We start from the raw sequence: 21,580 nt of genomic DNA, 5'->3' as shown, positions 1-21,580 counted from the left end.
AGCGGAAAAATCAGAAATTTTTACGCTAGTATACAATATGTTACAATAAGCTGTGTCAATGAAAGAAGAAATTCCGTGTACCGCGCGGGAGAGGTTCGCGAACTCCCTCTATAAAAAACTATGGAAACAACAATATCCTTAGGTATTGTTTTGTTTTTTTATTGTGACAGTTCAAGAACGTTCTTTCTTCTTATTTATAGTAGAGAAGGAGAATGAGTGAAATGAAAAAAGAAAAAGCAGTTGTTGTTTTTAGTGGAGGACAAGATAGTACGACATGTTTATTTTGGGCAATAGAGCAGTTTGCAGAGGTAGAAGCTGTAACATTTAATTACAATCAACGTCATAAGCTAGAAATTGATTGTGCAGCGGAAATTGCAAAAGAGCTAGGAATAAAGCATACGGTACTAGATATGAGTCTATTAAATCAACTTGCTCCAAATGCGTTAACGAGAACGGATATGGAGATTACACATGAAGAAGGTGAATTGCCGTCGACATTTGTAGATGGACGAAATTTACTCTTCCTATCATTTGCTGCTGTATTGGCAAAACAAGTTGGAGCACGTCATATTGTAACCGGTGTATGTGAAACTGATTTCAGTGGTTATCCAGACTGCCGTGACGTGTTTGTGAAATCGTTAAACGTTACTTTAAATTTATCTATGGATTACCCGTTTGTCATTCACACGCCACTTATGTGGATTGATAAAGCTGAAACATGGAAATTATCAGATGAACTTGGAGCATTTGAGTTTGTTCAGGAAAAAACATTAACATGTTATAACGGAATCATTGGTGATGGTTGCGGTGAATGTCCAGCATGTCAACTTCGTAAAGCAGGATTAGATACGTACCTACAGGAACGCGAAGGAGCGAACAACTAATGGATAACTTTTTTGGATTTCGCATCGTAGAGAATTTGCAAAAAATGGACAAGGATATTCAGCGTAAACAACTCAAATACCATAATAAAAGAGTAATGGTCAGCAAGGAATTTACATTTGATGCAGCACACCATTTACACTGTTATGAAGGGAAATGTAAAAACTTACATGGTCACACATATAAAGTTGTATTTGGAATTAGTGGATATGTAAATGAAATAGGTCTTGCAATTGACTTTGGAGATATAAAAGAAATTTGGAAGAATGAAATCGAAATTTATTTAGATCATCGTTATTTAAACGAAACGTTACCTGCAATGAATACGACTGCTGAAAATATGGTCGTTTGGATTTATGAAAAGATGGCAGAAGCACTAACAAAAGAGAATCGAGTGAACGAATATAAAGGAGCTCGCGTTGAATTTGTTCGTCTATTTGAGACGCCGACTAGTTATGCGGAAGTAAGACGGGAGTGGATGCTTGATGAGTAAAATCCCTGTCTTAGAAATATTCGGTCCGACTATTCAAGGTGAAGGAATGGTTGTAGGGCAAAAGACAATGTTTATCCGTACAGCTGGTTGTGATTATAGCTGTGCTTGGTGTGATTCTGCTTTTACGTGGGATGGATCAGCTAAAGATCAAATTAGACAGATGACACCAGAAGATATTTGGGATGAGCTTGTTGCAATTGGAGGAGAAAATTTTTCTCATGTTACGATTTCAGGCGGAAATCCGGCATTACTGAAAAATATTGAGTTTCTTCTTTCAATATTAAAAGAAAATGGAATGCGAACGGCAATTGAAACGCAAGGGAGTAAATGGCAAGATTGGTTACTTCAAATTGATGAGGTAACAATTTCTCCAAAACCACCAAGTTCGACGATGAAAACAGATTTTCAGAAGTTAGATGCTATTATTCAGAAACTAGCAGGAAAAGATATTAGTTTAAAAGTAGTAGTATTCGATGATCATGATTTTGAATATGCAGTTAAGATGCACGAACGTTATCCAGGTGTACCATTTTTCCTGCAAGTAGGAAACGATGATACAAAAACAGTGGATGATGCGATGCTTATTAAAAAATTATTAGATAAGTATGAGTGGCTGATTGATAAAGCTGTAAATTGTAAAGAGATGAATGATGCAAAAGTATTGCCTCAGCTTCATGCGTTAGTATGGGGAAATAAACGCGGCGTATAACGAGAAGGGATGTTTAAAATGACTGGAAGATTAGATGAAGATTTAAAAGATGTAACATTATTAGGAAATCAAAATACAAAATATTTATTTGAATATAGCCCAGAAATATTAGAGGTATTTGATAATAATCATCCAAACCGTGATTATTTTGTAAAATTCAATTGTCCTGAATTTACAAGTTTATGTCCGAAAACAGGACAACCAGATTTTGCAACAATTTATATTAGCTATATTCCAGAGCAAAAAATGGTAGAGAGTAAATCTTTAAAGTTGTATTTATTTAGTTTCCGCAATCATGGTGATTTCCACGAAGATTGCATGAACGTTATTATGAACGATTTAATTAAATTAATGGATCCACGTTACATTGAGGTATGGGGGAAATTCACACCACGTGGTGGCATTTCAATTGATCCATACTGCAACTACGGTCGCCCAGGGACGAAGTATGAACAAATGGCTGACTACCGCATGATGAACCACGATCTATATCCGGAAACAATTGATAATCGTTAATAGAAAGAAAGGGCCTGTATACTATACAGGCCCTTTCTTTCTATTATATTATGCATTTTGATTAATGACAGTATAGTTTTTATGACTTACAACTGTAAGAGGTTCCATATCTAGTTCTCTAAAATTCTTCATAATTGTTATATCAACAATAACAGAGTTTTGATTTACTTTTTGAACACGGCCTTGCATTCCACCTTTAAATTCGATGATATCTCCAGTTTCTGCGATCTGCATAAGCAACTCTCCTTGTTACAGTTTTCCCAAAAAAAGAATAAATTTGGGTTTTTTTTATTTCCTCCTATTTTGAACCATATTTCCTACTTTGTAAATGTTTCCAAAGTAAAAATTCGAAAAATATTCACTTTTTGTAAGAAAATATGTAGAAAATCCATGTTATTTGAAAAAAATAGCAAAAATGCGAGAATCTTTATATCGAGGTATAATGAAAAAGTAGAATAACCTGCTGAAGTGGGAGAAATTAGAGGCGGTAAAATGATGTTTGAATTTGTGGGGAGTGTTATAGCTTTAATTTTATTTTTATTTTCTTATATGCATTTAAAAAAGATTCGTCAATATGATACGAGTACATATTTTGATGGGATGGATGGTATCCATGCTTCGATAACGCATGATAGTGGTGGGGAGATGTAAAAGTATATGACTTTCTTTTCTTGCGTGGTATGATGTTTAGAACTAGTGCATAATAGAGTTCGTAAGTGATGAATGGAGAGTGAAAAGAATGAAGATTTCTTTTATTCGTCATGGTTGTTTAGGTCGTATAAGAGAACCGATGACAATTAATTCATTTCACGAATGGATGAAACAGTATGATTCCGAGTCAATGATACAAAAAGCTAAAATGCCGATAGAAACAATAGAGGCAATTGAAGCAGCGAAATTTGTCTTAACAAGTGATCAAAGGCGTGCTGTACAATCAGCAGCTGAATTAACGGATTCTTTATCTTTTATGCAAAACTCTCTTTTTAGAGAAGCTGAAGTTCCTTCATACTTTTTTGCTCCGAAGTGGTTGAAATGCACAATTAAGGTATGGATGTTCATTGGGCGCACATTATGGATACTTGGCTACCATAAAGATGTTGAGTCTTATAAGGAAGTAAGAGAGAGGGCAAGGCAAGCGGCTTACCTGTTACATCGTTATGCTCTCGTACATGGAAGTATTGCTCTTGTAGGTCATAATTATTTTAATTCGATGATTGGAACGGAGCTGAGGGCAATGGGATGGTCTGGTTCTCCTATTTTGCATAGAAAGCCATGGGGATGTACAACATATACGTTTCACGAGGCGATGGATGGAAATATATTAAATACGAATTTAACATAAAAGCACACGATTTATATAAATCGTGTGCTTTCTTTTTAAGATATAGAAATTTTGACGTTTAATGGTTTTACGAGATGAGCATAAGGTTCGCCTACTAGCATAACAATTTCATCTTTTTTATAACCTAACTTTTCGTATAGTGAATAGGCGCGTGTGTTTTCTAAATTAACAAGTAAAGCGATTTTTTCATGCCCTTTTTCAGTTGCATAGATTTCGGCAGCTTCAATTAATTTAGAACCAATACCTTTTCCACCGTGTGCACTTGAAACTGATAATGTATCAATGTAATACTCATCAAGCTCAGCTTCTTTTTCTAACGTAATCGATTCATCTTTATGTAATTCTCTTAAGTGATGTACAATTGGTGCGTCAAGCTGTGTTGCTTCACTACCGTGATAAGCGACAATAATTCCAACTGCACTCTCGTCTTGTTCATAAATAAAACAGTTTTCGTAGCTCAGACGGTTATTTTCTTTTGAGAACCATGTCTCAAGTCCTAGTAATACTTCTGCTTCAACTGTGCTACCTGTGATTTTTTCAGCAATTTCATGCAGAGCATTATACAATAAAGGAGCTATTGCCATTGCATCTGTCTTTTTTGCTTTCCGAATCATAGTATCCCTCCTAGTTCTATTTGTATATTGTAGCATAGTGGTATGGAACTTTGCATAATTGAATGCCGAAATGTTTGATATAGAGAAGTAGCTATGTTAGTATATGATATTTAGTGGACATATAGTAAAACGATATTGTTTGCGAAATAACGAAAATAAAATCATGGCATAACAACAAGATAAAGTGAAATGTTAATCAGTAAGATTTTTTGTTCATTCCACGACTGATTAGTAGTCAACACCAATCGGACTACCCGCAAATAGCGGGATAATTTTACAGTTGTTGACCTATAGAATATACGATAGAATAAAATATTGCAGAGAGGTGAAATACATGGATAAAGAATTAGCAAATACAATTTTAGATCAGCTGAAAAATGGTGAAATAACGGAGTATGTTGTTACGAAAGATGTATTTTATACGTTCAGAGAAGTTGTTGTAAATAGAGAAGACTTTAAGCATTTCATTGGTAACGCACAGCGAGGCGGGCAAGTGATTTATACATATTCAGAAACGCCACGTTCATAAAGGGGAATTTTGATCAGCAGGGCATCCCTCACTGATTAGTAACCTTCACCAACTGGACGTTTAATGTGGGATAAATAAAAGATAAAGGAGAGGGGAATTATGGGCGATTTTAAACAAGGCATTTTACCACATTGGGATTATATGTGGAAAGATAGAGCCGGCAATAGATTTATGGGAATGGTTATGTATCCAGAGAAACGAAAATGTTCAGCAAAAATGCTTCAGAAAATAAAAAGAGCATATGAAGAAGCGATAGAAATTAAAGTAACTGTACAAGTTCAACATACATATCAGTATGTTGAAGGAATGATTGTATACTTTGATGAAGAGGCTCCTGTATGTACAATGCTTGATAAAGATGAAAATCCACATCACATATTTGTAAAAGATATTTTGCGTATTGAGCACTCTGAATAAACTTTTCATAAATAAATTGAAGTTCCATAATAATAATCTTTTTCTATAATAGTTATCTTTTAGTATGTAACGAGAGACGAAAGTATATGTATAATATATTTAATAAGGTAAATTTGATAAATGTAATCGTTTTTTAGAGCAGATTATCGTTTCATATCTGTTCTTTTTTGCGTGATGCTGGAGAAATATATTTCTTCAGCATCTACCGTTTTATGACAAAATATATTGTTAACTTTTTTAAAAATAAGGTTAAATTCGTTGACAACTTTTTTGAAAAGCACTTTATTGACATGAGTTTTAGAATGTTGTTTCATAGTCATTGTATTGAAAAAAAACGGCTATCATGTCGAAAAGTAAAAGTTAAAAAAAGAAAGAATTTATACATATATCTTGTGTCTTATTTTGAAACGTAATACAATATATAGAGAAATCAAGAACAACATATAGAGAATATAGATTTGAGAGGGAGGGTCGGAAATGTTAGTTGCATATGATTCTATGACAGGAAACGTGAAGCGTTTCATTCACAAATTAAATATGCCGGCCGTTCAAATTGATGAAGATCTAGTAATAGATGAAGACTTTATTCTTATTACGTATACAACAGGTTTTGGCAATGTACCAGAACGTGTTTTAGACTTTTTAGAGCGCAATAATGAAAAATTAAAAGGCGTATCTGCAAGCGGCAATCGTAACTGGGGAGACATGTTCGGTGCAAGTGCTGACAAGATTTCTACTAAATATGAAGTGCCTATTGTATCAAAATTTGAGTTATCTGGAACAAATAACGATGTAGAATATTTTAAGGAAAGGGTGCGGGAGATTGCGACACATTGAACTGAATAATGAAATCACGCAAATGCAGGACGGTTTTTATCAGCTTCATAAAGATAAAGAGGCATTAGAAGTCTTTATGGAAGAAGCTAGAGAGAATACCGTTCCTTTTAATAGCGTGGCAGAGCGAATGGAGTATATGAAAGAACATGATTACTATTACAACGTTCTGGACGAGTATAGCTTGGAGGAAGTAGAGGAAGTATATAACATCGCTTATGGTGAAAACTTCGAGTTCCAATCTTATATGGCAGCATCTAAGTTCTACAAAGATTATGCGTTAAAAACGAATGATCAAAAACAATACTTAGAAAGCTATGAAGATCGTGTAGCAATTGTTTCATTATACTTAGGACGCGGTGATGTTTCGAAGGCAAGACAATTCGCAAGCATGATTGTAAAACAAAACTACCAACCAGCGACACCAACCTTTTTAAATGCGGGAAGAAGCAGAAGAGGAGAAATGGTGTCTTGTTTCTTGTTAGAGATGGACGATAGCTTAAATTCGATCGGCTTTAACATTAATACTGCGATGCAATTATCGAAAATCGGCGGGGGAGTAGCTTTAAACTTATCTAAGCTACGCGCACGTGGTGAGCAAATTAAAGGTATCGACAACGCTGCAAGTGGTGTAGTACCTGTTATGAAATTGCTCGAAGATTCGTTTTCATATGCGAATCAACTTGGCCAACGAAAAGGTGCCGGTGCAGTATATTTAAACATTTTCCATTGGGATATTATTGAATTCCTTGATACAAAAAAAATAAATGCCGATGAGAAGAGCCGTATTCAGTCTCTATCAATCGGAATTATCGTTCCAAGTAAGTTCTTTGAGCTTGCTGAGAAAAATGAGCCTTTCCATGTTTTCGCACCTTATACGGTTTATAAAGAATATGGCAAGCATTTAGATGATATTGATATTGATGAAATGTACGATGAATTAATGAGCAATCCGAAAGTGAAGAAGAAGCCACTAGATATTAGTGCACGTGATATGCTTATTAAAATCGCTATGATTCAGCTTGAGTCTGGTTACCCATACTTAATGTTTAAATCAAATGCAAATAATCAACATCCATTGAAGGATATTGGAACTGTGAAGATGTCGAACTTATGTACAGAAATCTTCCAGCTTCAAGAAACTTCAGAAATAAATGATTACGGTACAGATGACATTATCCGTCGTGATATTAACTGTAACTTAGGATCGTTAAATATCGTAAACGTAATGGAAAATAAAGAAATTCGTGAAGCGGTTCATGCAGGAATGGAAGCTTTAACAGCTGTTTCTGATATGACGATCATTCCGAATGCACCAACCGTGAAAAAAGCAAATGACGAGCTTCATTCAGTTGGACTTGGAGCAATGAATTTACACGGGTATTTAGCAAAAAATAAAATCGCTTATGAAAGTGCAGAAGCGAAAGAGTTTGCTCGTACATTCTTTATGATGTTAAATTACTACTCTATTGAGAAAAGTATGGAAATCGCTACAGAAAAAGGCGAGACATTTAAAGACTTCGATAAATCTGATTATGCGAATGGCACATACTTCGAAAAGTATGAAACGACAGATTACAGCCCAGTAACTGAAAAAGTTCAGCAACTATTTGAAGGAATTCATATTCCAACAAAAGAAGATTGGACAAGTTTAAAAGAGCAAGTGCAAAAGAATGGTTTATACAACTCATATCGTCTTGCCATTGCTCCAACACAATCAATCAGTTACGTTCAAAATGCAACTTCAAGCGTAATGCCGATCGTAAGTCAAATCGAATCAAGAACATATGCGAACGCGACAACATATTATCCAATGCCGTATTTATCAAAAGATACGTTCTGGTACTATAAATCTTCTTACGATATGAATCAGTTTAAATTAATTGATTTAATCGCAGAAATTCAAGAACATATTGACCAAGGAATTAGTACAATTCTTTACGTTAATAGTGATATTTCAACACGTGAATTAGCACGTTACTACATCTATGCACATAAAAAAGGCTTAAAGAGTCTGTATTATACGAGAACACGTAAATTAAGCGTGGAAGAGTGTGTGGCGTGTACCGTTTAATGGCATATTGCCATACTAAATGAATAACCCAATAGTATGAGCAGGGTTATGAACCCTGCTCATACTTGGTTTGTTCTACTAAACGGTTAGCTTTTCATTGTTAGATGGAAATTTAACCGTTCAGTAGAACAATAATAGATATAGGGGTGATTCAATGCGCGCTGTTAACTGGAATAAAAAGGAAGATGATTTCAGTTTAATGTTTTGGAAGCAAAACATCGCTCAGTTTTGGACAGAAGAAGAAATCGCGGTTTCGTCTGACAAAAATACTTGGGTGCAATTATCGAAAGAAGAGCAAATTGCTTATAAGCGTGTATTAGGTGGTTTAACACTTTTAGATACGAAACAAGGTGGCGAAGGAATGCCACTTGTACTTGTTCATCTTGAAAATTTACAAGCGAAAAGTGTATTAGCTTTCATGGGAGCTATGGAAGAAGTACATGCGAAAAGTTATAGTCACATTTTCACAACATTAGCTACAGAAGAAGAAATTGATGATATTTTTGACTGGGTAGACAATCATCCGTTACTTGAGAAAAAAGCTGGTATTATTACTAGTTACTATCGTCGTTTATTAAAGCCTGAAGTAACGAAAAAAGAGTTATACATGGCAATGGTAGCAAGTGTGTTCTTAGAAAGTTACTTATTCTATAGTGGATTTTTCTATCCACTTTACTTAGCTGGTCAAGGTAAACTGACGGCAAGTGGTGAAATTATTAACCTTATTATCCGTTAACTTATGGCGGCTTTTGGTAGAGATACCAATTGAAAAACCCTTTTAATTGCTGGGACCCCCTATTGTAAATTTATCTGTATTATTATTGATGAATATATGCATTCAGGTTATTCTCTAACTATCAATAGATGGAAAGGAGAATAGCTGATAGGGCAATCAGCAGCGAAGCCTTTATCTAGCGATAACATGTACGGAATTTACTATTTAAAAATCAATGGGAAGTATTATATTGGTAAAGATGTGAACGTTTCAAATTTAAAACGAATTAGGGAACATATGTGGATGTTAAAGAGTGGTACACATTATAATAGGTATTTACAAGCAGTATACTGTAAATATGAATCCACTTTAGAATATGGAATTCTAGAGGAAATAGAATGTTCATTGGAAGAATTGAGTGAGATTGAGCAACAGTATATTTGGCTGTATGATTCTTATAATAATGGCTATAACTTGACGTTAGGCGGAGAAGGATTGGGTGGAATTAAATTCACTGAAGAACAATTAGAGAAGAAAAGGCAACGTGTTATAGGTGAAAAAAATCCACAATCAAAAATTACAGATGCACAATTTTTTGAGATTGTAGAACTACTAAAGTGCGGAAAGACAAATCCAGAAATTGCTGATATGTATAATCTTCATCCTAATTATGTATCTTTAATTCGACATAAGAAACGTTATAAATATCTTTGGGGAAAAGTGCAAAATTATATGCCGGTTAAATCTGAACACCAACTGAAAACAAGGGGACGTGTGACTCTTGAAATGTTTTTGGATATCGTTCAGATGCTACAAGCCGGTGAATCTAATGCATCCATTGAAAGAAAACATGGGTTATCGAGCGGCACAGGAAGCCGTATCAGACATCGAAAACTGTATAAACAGTGGTGGGTGTGATACGTAGATAAAGGAACGTTCAACGACTATCCCAATGGCGGTGAAATTCCGCAAGAGGAGTAGGGCCAAGCGGTGGGTGAGAATCCCTTAAATCGAAATGGAGGGCTACCTGAGAAGGTAGATGATATAGTCTCTTCTTACAGGAAACTGTAAGCTGTATAAACGGCATAGGAGTAGCGAACTTATGTGAAGGTAAAGGATGAGTCAATTCACGGCGTATTCGTCGGTATTTTAGCACAACAAATCTTCGCAGAACTTTCTGCAGAAGAGCAACAAGAAGTGCAAAAAGAAACACAAGAGTTATTAATGGAACTATATGAAATTGAAATGGCCTATACAGAAGAAATTTACACTTCTATCGGTCTTGTAGAAGATGTAAATCGTTTCGTTCGTTACAATGCGAATAAAGGGCTTATGAACTTAGGACTTGAGCCGAAGTTTGAAGAAGAAGAAATTAACCCAATCGTTTTAAATGGTTTACGTACAGATACGAAAAACCATGATTTCTTCTCTGTAAAAGGAAATGGTTACGTAAAAGCAACGAACGTTGAAAAGTTAGCTGACGATGACTTCGTGTTTAACTTTTAATATAGGATTATAAAGAAAAGCTGTCTTATTCATTGATAAGACAGCTTTTCTTTATAATTTTGTTTACATAACACTATTATTTCTATATAGCGATTTATGTTTGGGAAGTTCTATTCGGTTAACGGATAGAACTTTTTGTAATTAAATGGGTATTTACAAACTTTTTGTATCAGTGTATTATTTAACTAGTACACCGATACGAAAGGAGGGAAGAAATGAAAATAGAGTTTTCTCCAAATATACCAATTTACATTCAGGTAATGGAATACATAAAAAAAGAGATCGTAACAGGACATTTATTGCCTGGTGATAAAATTCCCTCTGTCCGTGAATTAGCGAGTGAATTACAAGTGAATCCAAATACGATTCAGCGTACATTTCAAGAGCTAGAACGGGATGGAGTTGTTGTAACACGTAGAGGAATGGGACGGTATGTAACGAATGAAGGGGAGAAAATTATGGAGCTGCGAAAAGAGATGGCGAAAGAATTACTTCATTCTTTTATAGATGGAATGGACAATTTAGGTTTTTCAGAAGAAGAAATTCTTACAATTCTTCGTTCTTCATTACATGATAAGAGGGAGGAGAGCCAATGACAGAGCTATTAAAAATAGAAAACTTATGGAAGAGATACGGATTAAAAGCAGTGATCCGTGAATTAAACATAGAGATTACGGAAGGGAAAATCGTTGGGCTTGTTGGAGATAACGGGAGCGGGAAAACGACGTTATTGAAAATGATTGCAGGCTTGCAACACCCTTCTGAAGGTAGTATCACAATAGACGGTAAAAAGGTAGGATTACAGACGAAAGAAATCGTTTCATTCATGTCCGATAAGCCAGTCTTTGATGATTGGATGACTGTAAAAGACGCTTTATTTTTCTACCGGGATTTTTATAAAGACTTCGATATTCAAAAAGCGGTAGATACGATTGCAGAATTTAAAATACCGTTAGAAGAAAAAATTACAGCATTGTCAAAAGGTATGATAGAGAAGCTGCAAATCATTTTAACATTTTCTCGAAAAGCGAAGCTATACGTACTGGATGAGCCATTGGGCGGGATAGATCTTGTTTCTAGAGAACATGTACTTGAGTTAATACTTAAATTTTATCGTGAAGATTGTACGCTACTTATATCGACTCATTTAATAAGAGAAATCGAAAATATATTCGATGAAGTAATCTTTTTGAAAGATGGAGAAATAATATTACATGAAAATGTGGAAGAACTACGATTTCAAAAGGGTAAAGCAGTACATGAGCTGTTTAAGGAGGCCTATGAGAAATGAGTCAGCTTTTTCTTTATCTGTATAATTGTAATAAGAGAAAGATAGCCATTATTTACTTTGGTTTTATTACAGTTTCATTAATTCTTTTATTTAATATGAAAGGAGTTTCAGGAGTTAGAATTTCAGGTAGGCAAGATATAATAATTATTATATTCTTTATCGTACTAGGTATAAATGGATTTGCAATTCTTTTAACAGGTATATCGTCTTTTCGGAAAATGTTAAAAAACTCTATGCTACGTTATACTTCTATTTCAGCAAAAAAGTATATATGTGCAAATATTTTATTCTGTGTACTACTCTTTATGATTTTGCTAGGAATAGGAATCATTTTTCTATACTATTTTTCTTTAAATATTTACAATGGAAAAACTAATTTAGGTATTCAGCAAGCAATACACAGTTTATATAATTATGGAATATTACATCATATGTTATCTATTTTCTTATGGGGACTAGATTTTCTTAATATGCTAGTTTCTATTTATTTTATTATAGTAATTGTAAAACTATTAAATGTGAAATCATCGATGAATAAAGTTGCTTGTTTAGTTTTATTCGTCATTTTTACCGCATTTAATGGAGGAATAACGTATATTTTTCAGCAAATAGAAAAGTATGTGTTTGCTATAAATAATATTGGATTTATAGATCAAAATGGTTTTTTAAATACATCATTTTATTCTGGTACAGAGGTTACAATTTTAAATCTATTTTTTAATTGTTTATTAACAATTATATTACTAGTAGTTACAGGTCACATAGTCGATAAAAAACTAGAAGTCTAAAGGAGGAATCAGCATTGGGAAACGTAGTAGTAAAGTTAGAGAATGTTCGAAAAAGGATTGGTGGAACGGAAATTATTCGTGGTTTATCATTTGAGGTTCGTGAAGGAGAAGTATACGGATTCCTTGGACCGAACGGTAGCGGTAAGACGACGACGATCCGTATGATGACAGGTCTTATTTCAATGACAGAGGGCGATATTATAATTTGTGGACATAGTATTCGCTCGGAGCGTGAAAAGGCACTAGAGCAAATTGGAGCGATTGTAGAAAATCCTGAACTATATGATTATATGACAGGAATGCAAAACTTAAAGCATTTTGCGAACATGGCCATTACACCAATTAGTAAAGAGCGCATTGCTGAGATTGTAAAGCTTGTTGAGTTAGAGCATGCGATTCATAAAAAGGTGAAAACATATTCACTTGGTATGAAACAACGTTTAGGAATTGCACAGGCATTACTGCATCAGCCGAAAATCTTAATTTTAGATGAACCGACAAATGGATTAGATCCAGCTGGTATTCGCCAAATTCGTGATTATTTACAACGTTTAGCGAAAGAAGAGAATATTGCTGTAATCGTATCAAGTCACTTATTGAGTGAAATTGAATTAATGTGTGATCGCGTCGTTATTATTAAACAAGGTGAGTTTGTACAAGAGTACAACTTACATGAAAAAGTGAAACATGATGAGGCAGTCGTTGTAGCGTTTGAAGTAGATGAAGTTCAGAAAGCAAATGAAATCATTAAAGGTAAAGCAAAAGGGAATGTAATTGTAGCATCTGTAACAAAAGACAACATTCCGCAACTTGTAAAAAAACTTGTTCATGCTGATGTGCTTGTATACGGAGTTACTGTTCAAAATAAAACGTTAGAGGATGAGTTCTTAGCGATTACTGGGGGAGTGAAAGCGTAATGTTTAAATTAATTCAAAATGAATTTTTAAAGTTGCATGCGAAAAAAGGTATGTATATTTTAATGGGTGTCATTGCGGCACTCGAAATTTTAGGTACTTTAGCAATGTTGAAGTGGGGAAAAGGTGATGAGTTTAAGGGATCATATTTAGATTATGCAAACTCAGAGATTGGCTTAATTGTTTTATTTACAACGATTTTTGGGATTACACTTGCTGCCCGTACTCTTACTGATGAGTTCCAAAAAGGTACAATTAAACAATTGTTAATCCGTCCAAGAAAAAGACTTGCAGTTTTATTTTCTAAATATATTACAGTGTTATTAGCAATGTTATTTATCGTATTAGCTGGTATGCTAATTGCAATGATTATTGGCGGTATTGTAATGGATGGTAGTAAAACAGAATTAACATTAGGAATCGTTATGAAGTCCACTTTATATCAACTACTTTCACCGTTCTTTTTTGCAACACTTGCATTTTTCCTAGCAAATGTCTTTAGAAAATCTGTATTACCATTAATTATTACGATGTTCCTATTCTTCTTACAAGGTGCAATTAATATGGTATTAATAATGTTTGCAAAAGGTGTAGCGAAGTTTGTAGTATTCAACCATTTGGATTTAAGAGCTTACGATAGTAATAAATTAATCAATGGTGGAATGGAACCAACATTTACAGAATTTACGTTTACAACTTCATTATTACTTGTAGCTGCATACTTTGTTGTGTTACTTGTAGCATCAAGTGCATTATTCCAAAAACGTGACGTATTATAATAAAAGAAATCCCCGCTTGTAAAAACGGGGATTTTTATTACATAAATTTCACTTGGATTGAACTTGAAGAACAGCGATATGGTATTTTAAGAGCTATGTTGTTTGAAAGTAATTGAGAAAAATAGGAAGAGTTTCAACTATATTCATATTATAATGTAGTTATCCGACCATTTACTTTTACTATCTTTGGAGGTGTTCTATATGCACTATGCATTTTCACGTATAAGGCTACGTAGCTTTTTTGGATGGATGATTATAGGGGTGTTCCTTATAATGATACCATTAGGTCTAGCAAATGTTTCTGAGAATACGATGGAGGTTATTTCACAAATAACTGTATTTTTTGTATTTCCGTTACTTTGGCTATACGTAAAAACAAATAAAAATAATATTGTATTTAACAGTTTTTTTGATAAGCCAGGACGTTTATCTTGGGGATTAATTGTATTAGCAACGATAATGGGGATGATTTTTTCAGTTGGCATATCTCAGATTCAATTTTACATATTAGCACATACGTTACCGAATTTCTTAGTTACTATGCTAGAAGACGGAAATGTTATTAATACGAGTAACGTATATATGACGATATTTACTTTCATTTCAGCATGTGTGTTAGCACCTATTATGGAAGAGGTTATTTTTAGGGGATTTTTCTTACAGCGAATGGCTCATAAATGGGGAATTAAAAAAGCTGTAATTATATCTTCAATTATTTTTGGCCTAGGACATTTTGATGTTATTGGTGCGTTCATGTTTGGTGTCGTTATGTGTCTTTTATACATAAAGACAAAAAATATATGGACGAATATAGCTGTGCACGCTCTAAATAATTTGATTGCAACAAGTATGCAATTTTTCGGTGGAAAAGAAAGTGGTACAATCTCAATTACTGAATTACAAGCGCAAAGTAATTTATGGATTGGTATCGGTCTTACAGTTGTTGGATTACTATGGTTAATTCCGTATGTTTGGAAACAATGGCGTACAGTAAAAGAAGTTGGCGTGCCACCAGTACGTTTTATAAATGAGCAAAAAGTAGTGAATTCATTACAAGAAAATGAAGTGTATAGTCAAGTGATCGTAACCGATAGATTGATGGCCATAGAGTTACCAGATGAGGCTGTAAATAAGCTTCGGTTAGAAGAAAATGATTATGTAACAGTAGCTGTAGAAGAAGATAAAATCGTTATAAAGAAAGCACATAATAGATAATTAAAAAGTAGCTCTTAGGAGCTACTTTTTAATTTGTAATAATTTCTACACGAAAATTATTACCGTTCTTTACATATTTAATATCTGTAACAGTGCGGACTGTCTTTAAAATCTCCACTTTTTCACCAATTCGCGGGATGGTCGGAACATTATCCCAAATACCAAGCAAGTCATCTAATTGTGCCGTTTTTTCATAAAACCAGATTTTCAATGTAAAGCCCCTTTCTCGAATTTTATGTATTTTAATACATAATATATTATTTTTATTCTTATTGTAAGGGGTTTTTTTATAATTTATGAATAAAAATAAATTAATCTTCTGGGAAGATATGTTCAATATCAGGAGTAAGAGATACTTCTGATAATACGATATGAGAAACTGTCGTTGCATATGAAGAAACATCATTGATAAATTCTTCAAGTTCAACGAGTGAAGGAACAGAAATTTTTACAATGTAGCATAAGCTTCCTGTTACTCGGTAACAAAAACTTGCAGATGGATAAGACTGAATAAACTGTTGCATACGTGTTGTATCACCATTTTTTAAAGTGATTTCTAAAATACAATCTAAAACTAGTCCTGCTTTTTTATAGTCGATATCGATTGTATATTTTTGAATAACGCCTTCACTTTCAAGTTTACGAACACGTTCTGCAGTAGACGGAGCAGATAAGTTTACTCGTTTCGCCAATTCACGCATAGAAAGGCGACTATCATTATATAATTCATTTAAAATTTTTCGATCAACACGGTCTAGTTGCATTTGTAAATATACCTCCAGTAAAATAATGATTTTTGTAAAGGAAAAATATAAATTAAGATTCATATGAAATGTAAAGTGAACGTTATTTATTTTACAATAAAACAGAAGGAAATAGGAGGGGAAATGATGGAGAGAATTTCATTATCAAATGTAGGAGATACAAAGTTTCAAAAGTTATTAGGGCATAATTCGGATATATTACACTCGTGGAGTAAGTTAGAAGATACACTGTACAATAAAGGAACTCTTTCAGCAGAGTTGAAGGAGCAAGTGAGAAGAACATTAGCGTATGGGAATGAATGTCCGTACTGTATGGCAAAGGGAAGACCTGATGATGTGCAAAAGGCAGAGGAGATTGGTGTAGCCGTTACTTTTGCGCATACATTTGTTCATGACCGAAAAGCAATAGATGATACTATGTTTCACGCTTTAAAACAATATTGGACAGAAAAAGAAATTGTAGAGCTTTGCGCCTATGTTTGCTTTATTACTGCGTCACAACAACTTGGTTTTCTATTTCAATTACAGCCAAATTAAGGGGGAAATGATGACAAATCAAATAGCACTTATCATAATCGATGTACAAAAGGCATTTCAATTACCAGATTGGGGCGAGAGAAATAATATTTTTGCTGAAGAAAACATGAGAATTTTGTTAGAAGAATGGAGAAAAAGGAAACGACCAGTTTTTCATATTCAACATGTAAATAAAGAAAATGCTCAGTCAATGTTTTATGAGAGAGCGGAAACGGTAAACTTTAAAGAAGAAGTGCAACCACTACTTGGTGAAGTGGTTATTCAGAAATTCGTTAACAGCGCGTTCATTGGGACAAATTTAGAAGAGCAATTAAGAAAGAACAAATGTAATGCAGTAGTGGTTGTAGGATTAACGACAAATCATTGCGTGGAAACTACGACACGAATGGCAGGGAATTTAGGATTTACAACATATTTAGTGAGTGATGCAACGGCTACTTTTAACCGTATAGGTTTAGATGGTAAAGAGTATAGTGCAGAAGATATTCACAATATGACACTTGTAAATTTACATGAAGAGTTTGCTACGATTGTGACGACAAAAGAAGTGTTAAAATTATTTTAAGAAAATAATTGCGAATTATGTAGAAAAAAATAAGAATATTTCGTATAATCTAAGTACAATCATTTTGAAAATAGGGGTGGCATCATATGGAGCAAATTTCAGTAAAGAAATTAGAAGAGGTACTTGTTGTAGCAGGGGATGATAAACAGAAGCAAAAGGAATTTTATGAATTGCTCTTATCTACTGAGTTTTATGTTGCTGGTTCACTAGAAGCAGAGGACGGGGCAACAGAAGGAATACTTCGCTTGCGTCATTTCCAAGGAGAAGGTAGATGGATCGTTCCGTTCTTTACACAAATGGAATTTGTAAAAGATGTGTTGCCAGAAGGAACGCCCCTTATTACGATACGTGGGAAAGAGTTATTTGGTAGCATTGAGAAAGATGCTACAGCTGTATTAAATGTTGGCACTGATATAAGTAAAACATTTATTCCAGAAGAAATTGCAGATATCGCATCTGGACGAATTTTTAATTATTATAAGTAAAAGTAAAAGTAAAAGGAAAAGCGTAATCGTTTTTCCTTTTACTTTTTAATTTGAATATGAAGTGGCTATACCAGAAGAAATAGAGACTGTTTTATTATTCGTGTTTATTGTCGCTGTAGCTCCAAGTGGAATACCAATGTTTGGACTTATATGTCCAATTGGTAAATCGAATAGGACAGGTATATGATATGGCGCGAAATATTCATATAATATTGTTTGCAATGATTGAGATGGCTTTGAAGGAGTGCAGTCGTGACAACTTGTGAAAATAACGCCCCTGCATTCATTAAACTTTCCAGATAAAAGTAGCTGATTTAACATACGGTCAATGCGGTACGGTTCTTCACCAATGTCTTCAAGTAATAAAAGTGTATTGTCCGTATTTATCTCGTAGGGCGAGCCAATTATACTTGCTAACACAGCTAAATTTCCTCCAACTAACGTACTTGTAACTGTACTGTGAGAGCTAGGTACGATACATTCTGATGCAGATAAAATGGTTGAATACGGATGGAATAGCTGATTAAAAGAGGATAAAGATAGGGAATCAATACCTTTTCCTAGTTCTTCAATCATCGGACCATGAAATGTTATAAGCTTTGCATAACGTGAAACAGCAGTATGTAAAGCTGTAATATCGCTATATCCCCAAAAGATTTTTGGATTCTGCCTAATAACTTCATATTGAATGTGAGGAAGAAGACGAGCACTTCCATAACCACCTCGTGCACAAAAAATTGCCTTCACTTCATTATTTGTAAATGCTTCATGTATATCGTCAAGCCGAACTTGATCACTTCCGGCTAAAAATCCATATTTCTCGTAAACACTCTTCCCGATTATTACGGATAACCCCATCTCTTGTAATACATTCACACCTTTTAATACATTTTCGATTGTAGGTGGACCAGATGGTGCAATAATCATTACTGTATCACCTTGTTTTAATGCATTTGGATAAATCATTAAGCTCAGCCTCCTTCTCTTTCAATATATTCGCTTCATTTGAGGTCCAACCCTTGCAAAAGCAGGGGAAAGCTTATCAAATAAAGAAAATATAAGGGAAATAGGAGGGAAAATGATGTTTACAAGTCGAGTAACAGACATATTAAAAATTGAGTATCCCGTTGTTCAAGCCGGTATGGCAGGCGCGATTACGACGCCAGAACTCGTTGCAGCAGTAAGTAATAGCGGAGGATTAGGGACGCTTGGAGCGGGCTATATGAGCCCAGAACAAATTCGTGAAGCGATTTATAGAATAAGAGAACTAACAGATAAGCCTTTCGGTGTTAATTTACTTGTAACGAAAGAGATACAAATAGAAGAAGAGAAGGTAAATGAGGCGAAAGTATTACTAAGCGGAGTGAATAGAGAATTAGGTATAGAAGTAGAAGGAACGTTAAAGCTTCCAAAAAGCTATAAGAAACAATTACAAGTGCTATTAGATGAAAAAGTACCGGTCGTTAGTTTTGCATTTCAAACGTTAGAAAAAGAAGAAATAAATGATTTAAAAAGAAGTGGAATAAAAGTTATCGGAACAGCTACCCATGTGAAGGAAGCGAAAGTACTTGCCGAGCTAGGAGTAGATATTATTATCGGACAAGGTAGCGAAGCAGGAGGGCATAGAGGAACGTTTATTGGGAGAGAACGAGATGCTATGATTGGTACTTTTGCGTTAGTACCTCAGTTAGTAGAAGCTGTTCCGCATATCCCAATTGTCGCAGCAGGTGGTGTAATGAACGGACAAGGGCTTGTTGCGGCATTGGCACTAGGAGCAGAAGGTGTTCAAATGGGATCGGCCTTTTTAACAAGTGAAGAGAGTATTACGCACGATGTGTATAAAGAAGCGGTTTTACATAGTACAGATACGAGCACAACGGTAACTCGTGCGTTTTCCGGGAAATATGCACGGGGTATCCGGAATGAATTTATAGAGAGACATGAAGGAAAAGAAGAAGGGCTTCCGATGTATCCAGTGCAAAACGTATTAACTTCTAAAATACGCCAAGAGGCAGCGAAGCAAAATAAGGAAGAATATATGTCACTTTGGGCAGGACAGGCAGCATCGTTGGCACGAATCGAATCAGCTCAGCATGTAGTGGAGCGAGTTATGAAAGAAGCGGATAATGCAATCGAGCAATTACAAAATATATACAAAAAGACCACTTGAGTAATTCAAGCGGTCTTTTCATTAGTTTGCTTTATAAAATTGTTGGATGGCTTCGTCGATGTAAACCCAGCCTTTCCAACCTAAGTGCATATGATCTTTTAAGAAGTATTTATCGTATTCATGATTTGAGAAGTCGGCAATTGGATAACCAGCTTTTTCGATTTGCTCATGAACTTTCTTATAGTATGCTTCGCGGCGTTCTTTCGGGAAGCCAGCGTAGTCGTACCAAGGACCTTTGACAGGAACAGAAATGAAGAGCGGTTTTGCACCAGATTGTTTTAATAAATCAAGTACAATTTGTAAATCTTCATATTCTGGCGATTGGTCATAAGCATCATTTTTTAAGTAACCTTCACGTTGCTTTAATTTTTTCTTAATTTTGCTATTGAAATAATCATCTTCAATACCGTATTCATTAGATCCAGATTCTACTGCACCTGTTTGATCCGCATGTTTACGAGCCTCTTCCCAGTTCATTTGTTTTAATGAAGGATCAAGCTTTTCTTTGTGCGGTTTAATATTAAACATAGCTGTAAATAAATCTTTACGATCTAAAATGTTACGATAAATATAAGCGAAAGGTTTAGCAGCAAGTGCTTTTACTTTATACTTCGTATCATCATAAGCGATACCTTCAAGCGAAATTTTTAATAAAGTTTCTTTTTTTACAATCTCAAAGTTTAATAAACGCTTTGCAATTTGTTTTTTCATTTCAGGTTTTAAATCATTGTTGAAAATGAAGTGGTAACCTTGTTGTTTTGAAAAGTTAGGTGCAAAGTGCGTCTCGTCAATACCTTGTGGTACAAACCATTGCGGAGAAAGAACGAATACCATTTTCTTATCTTTCAATTGATCCATTGTAGATGCGAAGTTTAACACATGTACAAGGTCTTGTGTTCCGCCGCGTCCAAGAAGGAATGGCGTAAATCCTTCAGGCTTTACTTTAAAATAATTAGATGGATGGAAAGCATCCATACGTGCGAATTCCGATGAACCGTACATCGGAAGATATTTTGGATCTGCTAACATCTTTTGCTGTAAAATCATACTTTGAATCTTTTCTTCTTTTAAAGAAGTAGCAGCTTGTTCTACTTTTTCATCACTTAAAAGTGGAAGTAGAAAGCGCGTTGGAATAAGTAAGAATACAGCAAAAAGGGCCAATGCTAAAAGCATCGGACCAAATTTTGCTTTGTTCATCGGATTTCTTCCAACTTTTTAATAACCATGTTTGGTGTAGCCCACTCGTCACGGTCAAAATCAGAAATAGAAACTTCAATATCTAAACGCTCTTGGAATTCAACTAATAAAGATACTACAGCGAAAGAATCAAGGATACCTTCTTCAAATAATTGAACATCTAAGTTTTCTTTCACAATATCGTTTTCACATACTTCTTCTAAAATATCTAATACTTGCTCTTTGAATTCTGCCATTTTTAAAA

At 34.6% G+C, this 21,580-nt stretch carries 28 protein-coding genes, 2 pseudogenes and 1 riboswitch; of the genes and pseudogenes, 23 read left to right on the top strand and 7 right to left on the bottom strand.

Annotated elements, in window-relative coordinates:
• The first annotated feature begins 84 nt into the window (after positions 1-84).
• A riboswitch (PreQ1 riboswitch) is annotated at positions 85-128 on the top strand.
• Between the two features lie 93 nt (positions 129-221).
• Genes queC through queF form a run of 4 tightly spaced genes read left to right on the top strand, consistent with a single transcriptional unit; the run spans position 222 to position 2,600 of the window.
• The gene (gene queC, locus IBT51_RS15300) at positions 222-884 is read left to right on the top strand and encodes a 7-cyano-7-deazaguanine synthase QueC (RefSeq protein WP_200458394.1); all 663 of its coding nucleotides are present in this window, start codon (positions 222-224) and stop codon (positions 882-884) included.
• Positions 884-1,375: a 6-carboxytetrahydropterin synthase QueD gene (gene queD / locus IBT51_RS15295; protein WP_000368414.1), complete on the top strand. Its 492-nt coding sequence runs from the start codon at positions 884-886 to the stop codon at positions 1,373-1,375. Before queC ends, queD begins: the two co-directional genes overlap by 1 nt.
• Positions 1,368-2,084, top strand: coding sequence for a 7-carboxy-7-deazaguanine synthase QueE (gene queE / locus IBT51_RS15290; protein ID WP_000036299.1), 717 nt, complete (start codon positions 1,368-1,370; stop codon positions 2,082-2,084). The genes queD and queE overlap by 8 nt, the downstream gene beginning before the upstream one ends.
• A gap of 18 nt (positions 2,085-2,102) precedes the next feature.
• Positions 2,103-2,600 (top strand): preQ(1) synthase, encoded by a 498-nt coding sequence (queF, locus tag IBT51_RS15285; protein WP_001986050.1) that lies wholly within the window; start codon positions 2,103-2,105, stop codon positions 2,598-2,600.
• Positions 2,601-2,648: 48 nt separating this feature from the next.
• Here the strand turns inward: queF and IBT51_RS15280 are convergent, their stop codons facing one another.
• On the bottom strand, positions 2,649-2,834 hold the full coding sequence (locus IBT51_RS15280; protein WP_001165082.1) for a YkvS family protein: 186 nt from the start codon (positions 2,832-2,834) through the stop codon (positions 2,649-2,651).
• A gap of 258 nt (positions 2,835-3,092) precedes the next feature.
• Here IBT51_RS15280 and IBT51_RS15275 point away from each other — a divergent pair, with 258 nt between their 5' ends.
• Positions 3,093-3,251: a hypothetical protein gene (locus tag IBT51_RS15275; protein ID WP_000971063.1), complete on the top strand. Its 159-nt coding sequence runs from the start codon at positions 3,093-3,095 to the stop codon at positions 3,249-3,251.
• Between the two features lie 88 nt (positions 3,252-3,339).
• Positions 3,340-3,942, top strand: coding sequence for a hypothetical protein (locus IBT51_RS15270; RefSeq protein ID WP_000703093.1), 603 nt, complete (start codon positions 3,340-3,342; stop codon positions 3,940-3,942).
• A 35-nt stretch (positions 3,943-3,977) separates the two neighbouring features.
• Here IBT51_RS15270 and IBT51_RS15265 read toward each other — a convergent pair whose 3' ends face one another.
• Positions 3,978-4,556, bottom strand: coding sequence for a GNAT family N-acetyltransferase (locus tag IBT51_RS15265; protein WP_000619547.1), 579 nt, complete (start codon positions 4,554-4,556; stop codon positions 3,978-3,980).
• A gap of 334 nt (positions 4,557-4,890) precedes the next feature.
• Between IBT51_RS15265 and IBT51_RS15260 the strand changes: the two genes are divergently transcribed.
• From IBT51_RS15260 to IBT51_RS15200, 13 genes and pseudogenes are all read left to right on the top strand, one after another.
• Positions 4,891-5,085: a hypothetical protein gene (locus IBT51_RS15260; RefSeq protein WP_000356686.1), complete on the top strand. Its 195-nt coding sequence runs from the start codon at positions 4,891-4,893 to the stop codon at positions 5,083-5,085.
• 99 nt (positions 5,086-5,184) lie between these two features.
• Positions 5,185-5,502, top strand: coding sequence for a hypothetical protein (locus IBT51_RS15255; RefSeq protein WP_000502199.1), 318 nt, complete (start codon positions 5,185-5,187; stop codon positions 5,500-5,502).
• A 477-nt stretch (positions 5,503-5,979) separates the two neighbouring features.
• Entirely contained in the window at positions 5,980-6,339 is a 360-nt protein-coding gene (nrdI, locus tag IBT51_RS15250; RefSeq protein WP_000959447.1) for a class Ib ribonucleoside-diphosphate reductase assembly flavoprotein NrdI, read from the top strand.
• Positions 6,326-8,410: a class 1b ribonucleoside-diphosphate reductase subunit alpha gene (nrdE, locus tag IBT51_RS15245; protein WP_001215839.1), complete on the top strand. Its 2,085-nt coding sequence runs from the start codon at positions 6,326-6,328 to the stop codon at positions 8,408-8,410. Before nrdI ends, nrdE begins: the two co-directional genes overlap by 14 nt.
• Before the next feature lie 154 nt (positions 8,411-8,564).
• Positions 8,565-9,143 (top strand): annotated as a pseudogene (locus tag IBT51_RS15240) (ribonucleotide-diphosphate reductase subunit beta); the annotation flags it as partial.
• Between the two features lie 189 nt (positions 9,144-9,332).
• The gene (locus tag IBT51_RS15235; protein ID WP_200458393.1) at positions 9,333-10,043 is read left to right on the top strand and encodes a GIY-YIG nuclease family protein; all 711 of its coding nucleotides are present in this window, start codon (positions 9,333-9,335) and stop codon (positions 10,041-10,043) included.
• A 192-nt stretch (positions 10,044-10,235) separates the two neighbouring features.
• Positions 10,236-10,631: pseudogene (locus IBT51_RS15230) on the top strand (ribonucleotide-diphosphate reductase subunit beta); the annotation flags it as partial.
• Positions 10,632-10,846: 215 nt separating this feature from the next.
• Positions 10,847-11,227 carry a GntR family transcriptional regulator gene (locus tag IBT51_RS15225; RefSeq protein ID WP_000687503.1) on the top strand — a complete coding sequence of 127 codons (381 nt, stop codon included), beginning with the start codon at positions 10,847-10,849 and terminating at the stop codon, positions 11,225-11,227.
• On the top strand, positions 11,224-11,922 hold the full coding sequence (locus IBT51_RS15220) for an ABC transporter ATP-binding protein (protein WP_000137746.1): 699 nt from the start codon (positions 11,224-11,226) through the stop codon (positions 11,920-11,922). The genes IBT51_RS15225 and IBT51_RS15220 overlap by 4 nt, the downstream gene beginning before the upstream one ends.
• Positions 11,919-12,710: an ABC transporter permease gene (locus IBT51_RS15215; RefSeq protein WP_200458392.1), complete on the top strand. Its 792-nt coding sequence runs from the start codon at positions 11,919-11,921 to the stop codon at positions 12,708-12,710. The genes IBT51_RS15220 and IBT51_RS15215 overlap by 4 nt, the downstream gene beginning before the upstream one ends.
• A 14-nt stretch (positions 12,711-12,724) precedes the next feature.
• Positions 12,725-13,627 carry an ABC transporter ATP-binding protein gene (locus IBT51_RS15210; RefSeq protein ID WP_088022509.1) on the top strand — a complete coding sequence of 301 codons (903 nt, stop codon included), beginning with the start codon at positions 12,725-12,727 and terminating at the stop codon, positions 13,625-13,627.
• Positions 13,627-14,403 (top strand): ABC transporter permease, encoded by a 777-nt coding sequence (locus tag IBT51_RS15205; RefSeq protein ID WP_000475456.1) that lies wholly within the window; start codon positions 13,627-13,629, stop codon positions 14,401-14,403. The genes IBT51_RS15210 and IBT51_RS15205 overlap by 1 nt, the downstream gene beginning before the upstream one ends.
• A gap of 201 nt (positions 14,404-14,604) precedes the next feature.
• Entirely contained in the window at positions 14,605-15,618 is a 1,014-nt protein-coding gene (locus IBT51_RS15200) for a CPBP family intramembrane glutamic endopeptidase (RefSeq protein ID WP_200458391.1), read from the top strand.
• A gap of 28 nt (positions 15,619-15,646) precedes the next feature.
• On the opposite strand, the gene IBT51_RS15195 is transcribed toward IBT51_RS15200, so the two are convergent.
• On the bottom strand, positions 15,647-15,829 hold the full coding sequence (locus IBT51_RS15195; RefSeq protein WP_000707107.1) for a DUF3913 family protein: 183 nt from the start codon (positions 15,827-15,829) through the stop codon (positions 15,647-15,649).
• A gap of 100 nt (positions 15,830-15,929) precedes the next feature.
• Positions 15,930-16,382 (bottom strand): Lrp/AsnC family transcriptional regulator, encoded by a 453-nt coding sequence (locus IBT51_RS15190; RefSeq protein ID WP_001175498.1) that lies wholly within the window; start codon positions 16,380-16,382, stop codon positions 15,930-15,932.
• Positions 16,383-16,508: 126 nt separating this feature from the next.
• Between IBT51_RS15190 and IBT51_RS15185 the strand changes: the two genes are divergently transcribed.
• The 3 genes from IBT51_RS15185 (at position 16,509) to IBT51_RS15175 (ending at position 17,969) form a co-directional block, all read left to right on the top strand.
• Entirely contained in the window at positions 16,509-16,919 is a 411-nt protein-coding gene (locus IBT51_RS15185) for a carboxymuconolactone decarboxylase family protein (RefSeq protein ID WP_016082359.1), read from the top strand.
• A gap of 10 nt (positions 16,920-16,929) precedes the next feature.
• The gene (locus IBT51_RS15180; protein WP_000184436.1) at positions 16,930-17,484 is read left to right on the top strand and encodes a cysteine hydrolase family protein; all 555 of its coding nucleotides are present in this window, start codon (positions 16,930-16,932) and stop codon (positions 17,482-17,484) included.
• Between the two features lie 86 nt (positions 17,485-17,570).
• Positions 17,571-17,969, top strand: a complete 399-nt coding sequence (locus IBT51_RS15175; protein ID WP_000435265.1) for an SseB family protein — start codon at positions 17,571-17,573, stop codon at positions 17,967-17,969.
• A 45-nt stretch (positions 17,970-18,014) separates the two neighbouring features.
• Here the strand turns inward: IBT51_RS15175 and IBT51_RS15170 are convergent, their stop codons facing one another.
• Positions 18,015-18,935: a S66 peptidase family protein gene (locus tag IBT51_RS15170; protein ID WP_000640064.1), complete on the bottom strand. Its 921-nt coding sequence runs from the start codon at positions 18,933-18,935 to the stop codon at positions 18,015-18,017.
• A gap of 115 nt (positions 18,936-19,050) precedes the next feature.
• Here IBT51_RS15170 and IBT51_RS15165 point away from each other — a divergent pair, with 115 nt between their 5' ends.
• A complete protein-coding gene (locus IBT51_RS15165; protein WP_234465774.1) occupies positions 19,051-20,139 on the top strand; it encodes an NAD(P)H-dependent flavin oxidoreductase in 1,089 nt (362 codons plus the stop codon).
• Positions 20,140-20,160: 21 nt separating this feature from the next.
• On the opposite strand, the gene dltD is transcribed toward IBT51_RS15165, so the two are convergent.
• Positions 20,161-21,336, bottom strand: coding sequence for a D-alanyl-lipoteichoic acid biosynthesis protein DltD (gene dltD, locus IBT51_RS15160; RefSeq protein ID WP_001030272.1), 1,176 nt, complete (start codon positions 21,334-21,336; stop codon positions 20,161-20,163).
• Positions 21,333-21,572 carry a D-alanine--poly(phosphoribitol) ligase subunit DltC gene (gene dltC / locus IBT51_RS15155; RefSeq protein ID WP_000807310.1) on the bottom strand — a complete coding sequence of 80 codons (240 nt, stop codon included), beginning with the start codon at positions 21,570-21,572 and terminating at the stop codon, positions 21,333-21,335. The genes dltD and dltC overlap by 4 nt, the downstream gene beginning before the upstream one ends.
• Between the last annotated feature and the right edge of the window lie 8 nt (positions 21,573-21,580).

The sequence above is a fragment of the Bacillus sp. S71 genome (assembly GCF_016625265.1).
In the GTDB taxonomy this organism is placed as follows: Bacteria; Bacillota; Bacilli; order Bacillales; family Bacillaceae_G; genus Bacillus_A; species Bacillus_A cereus.
Note: the sequence above shows the minus strand (reverse complement) of the source record. Positions and strands in the feature narration are given on the sequence as shown.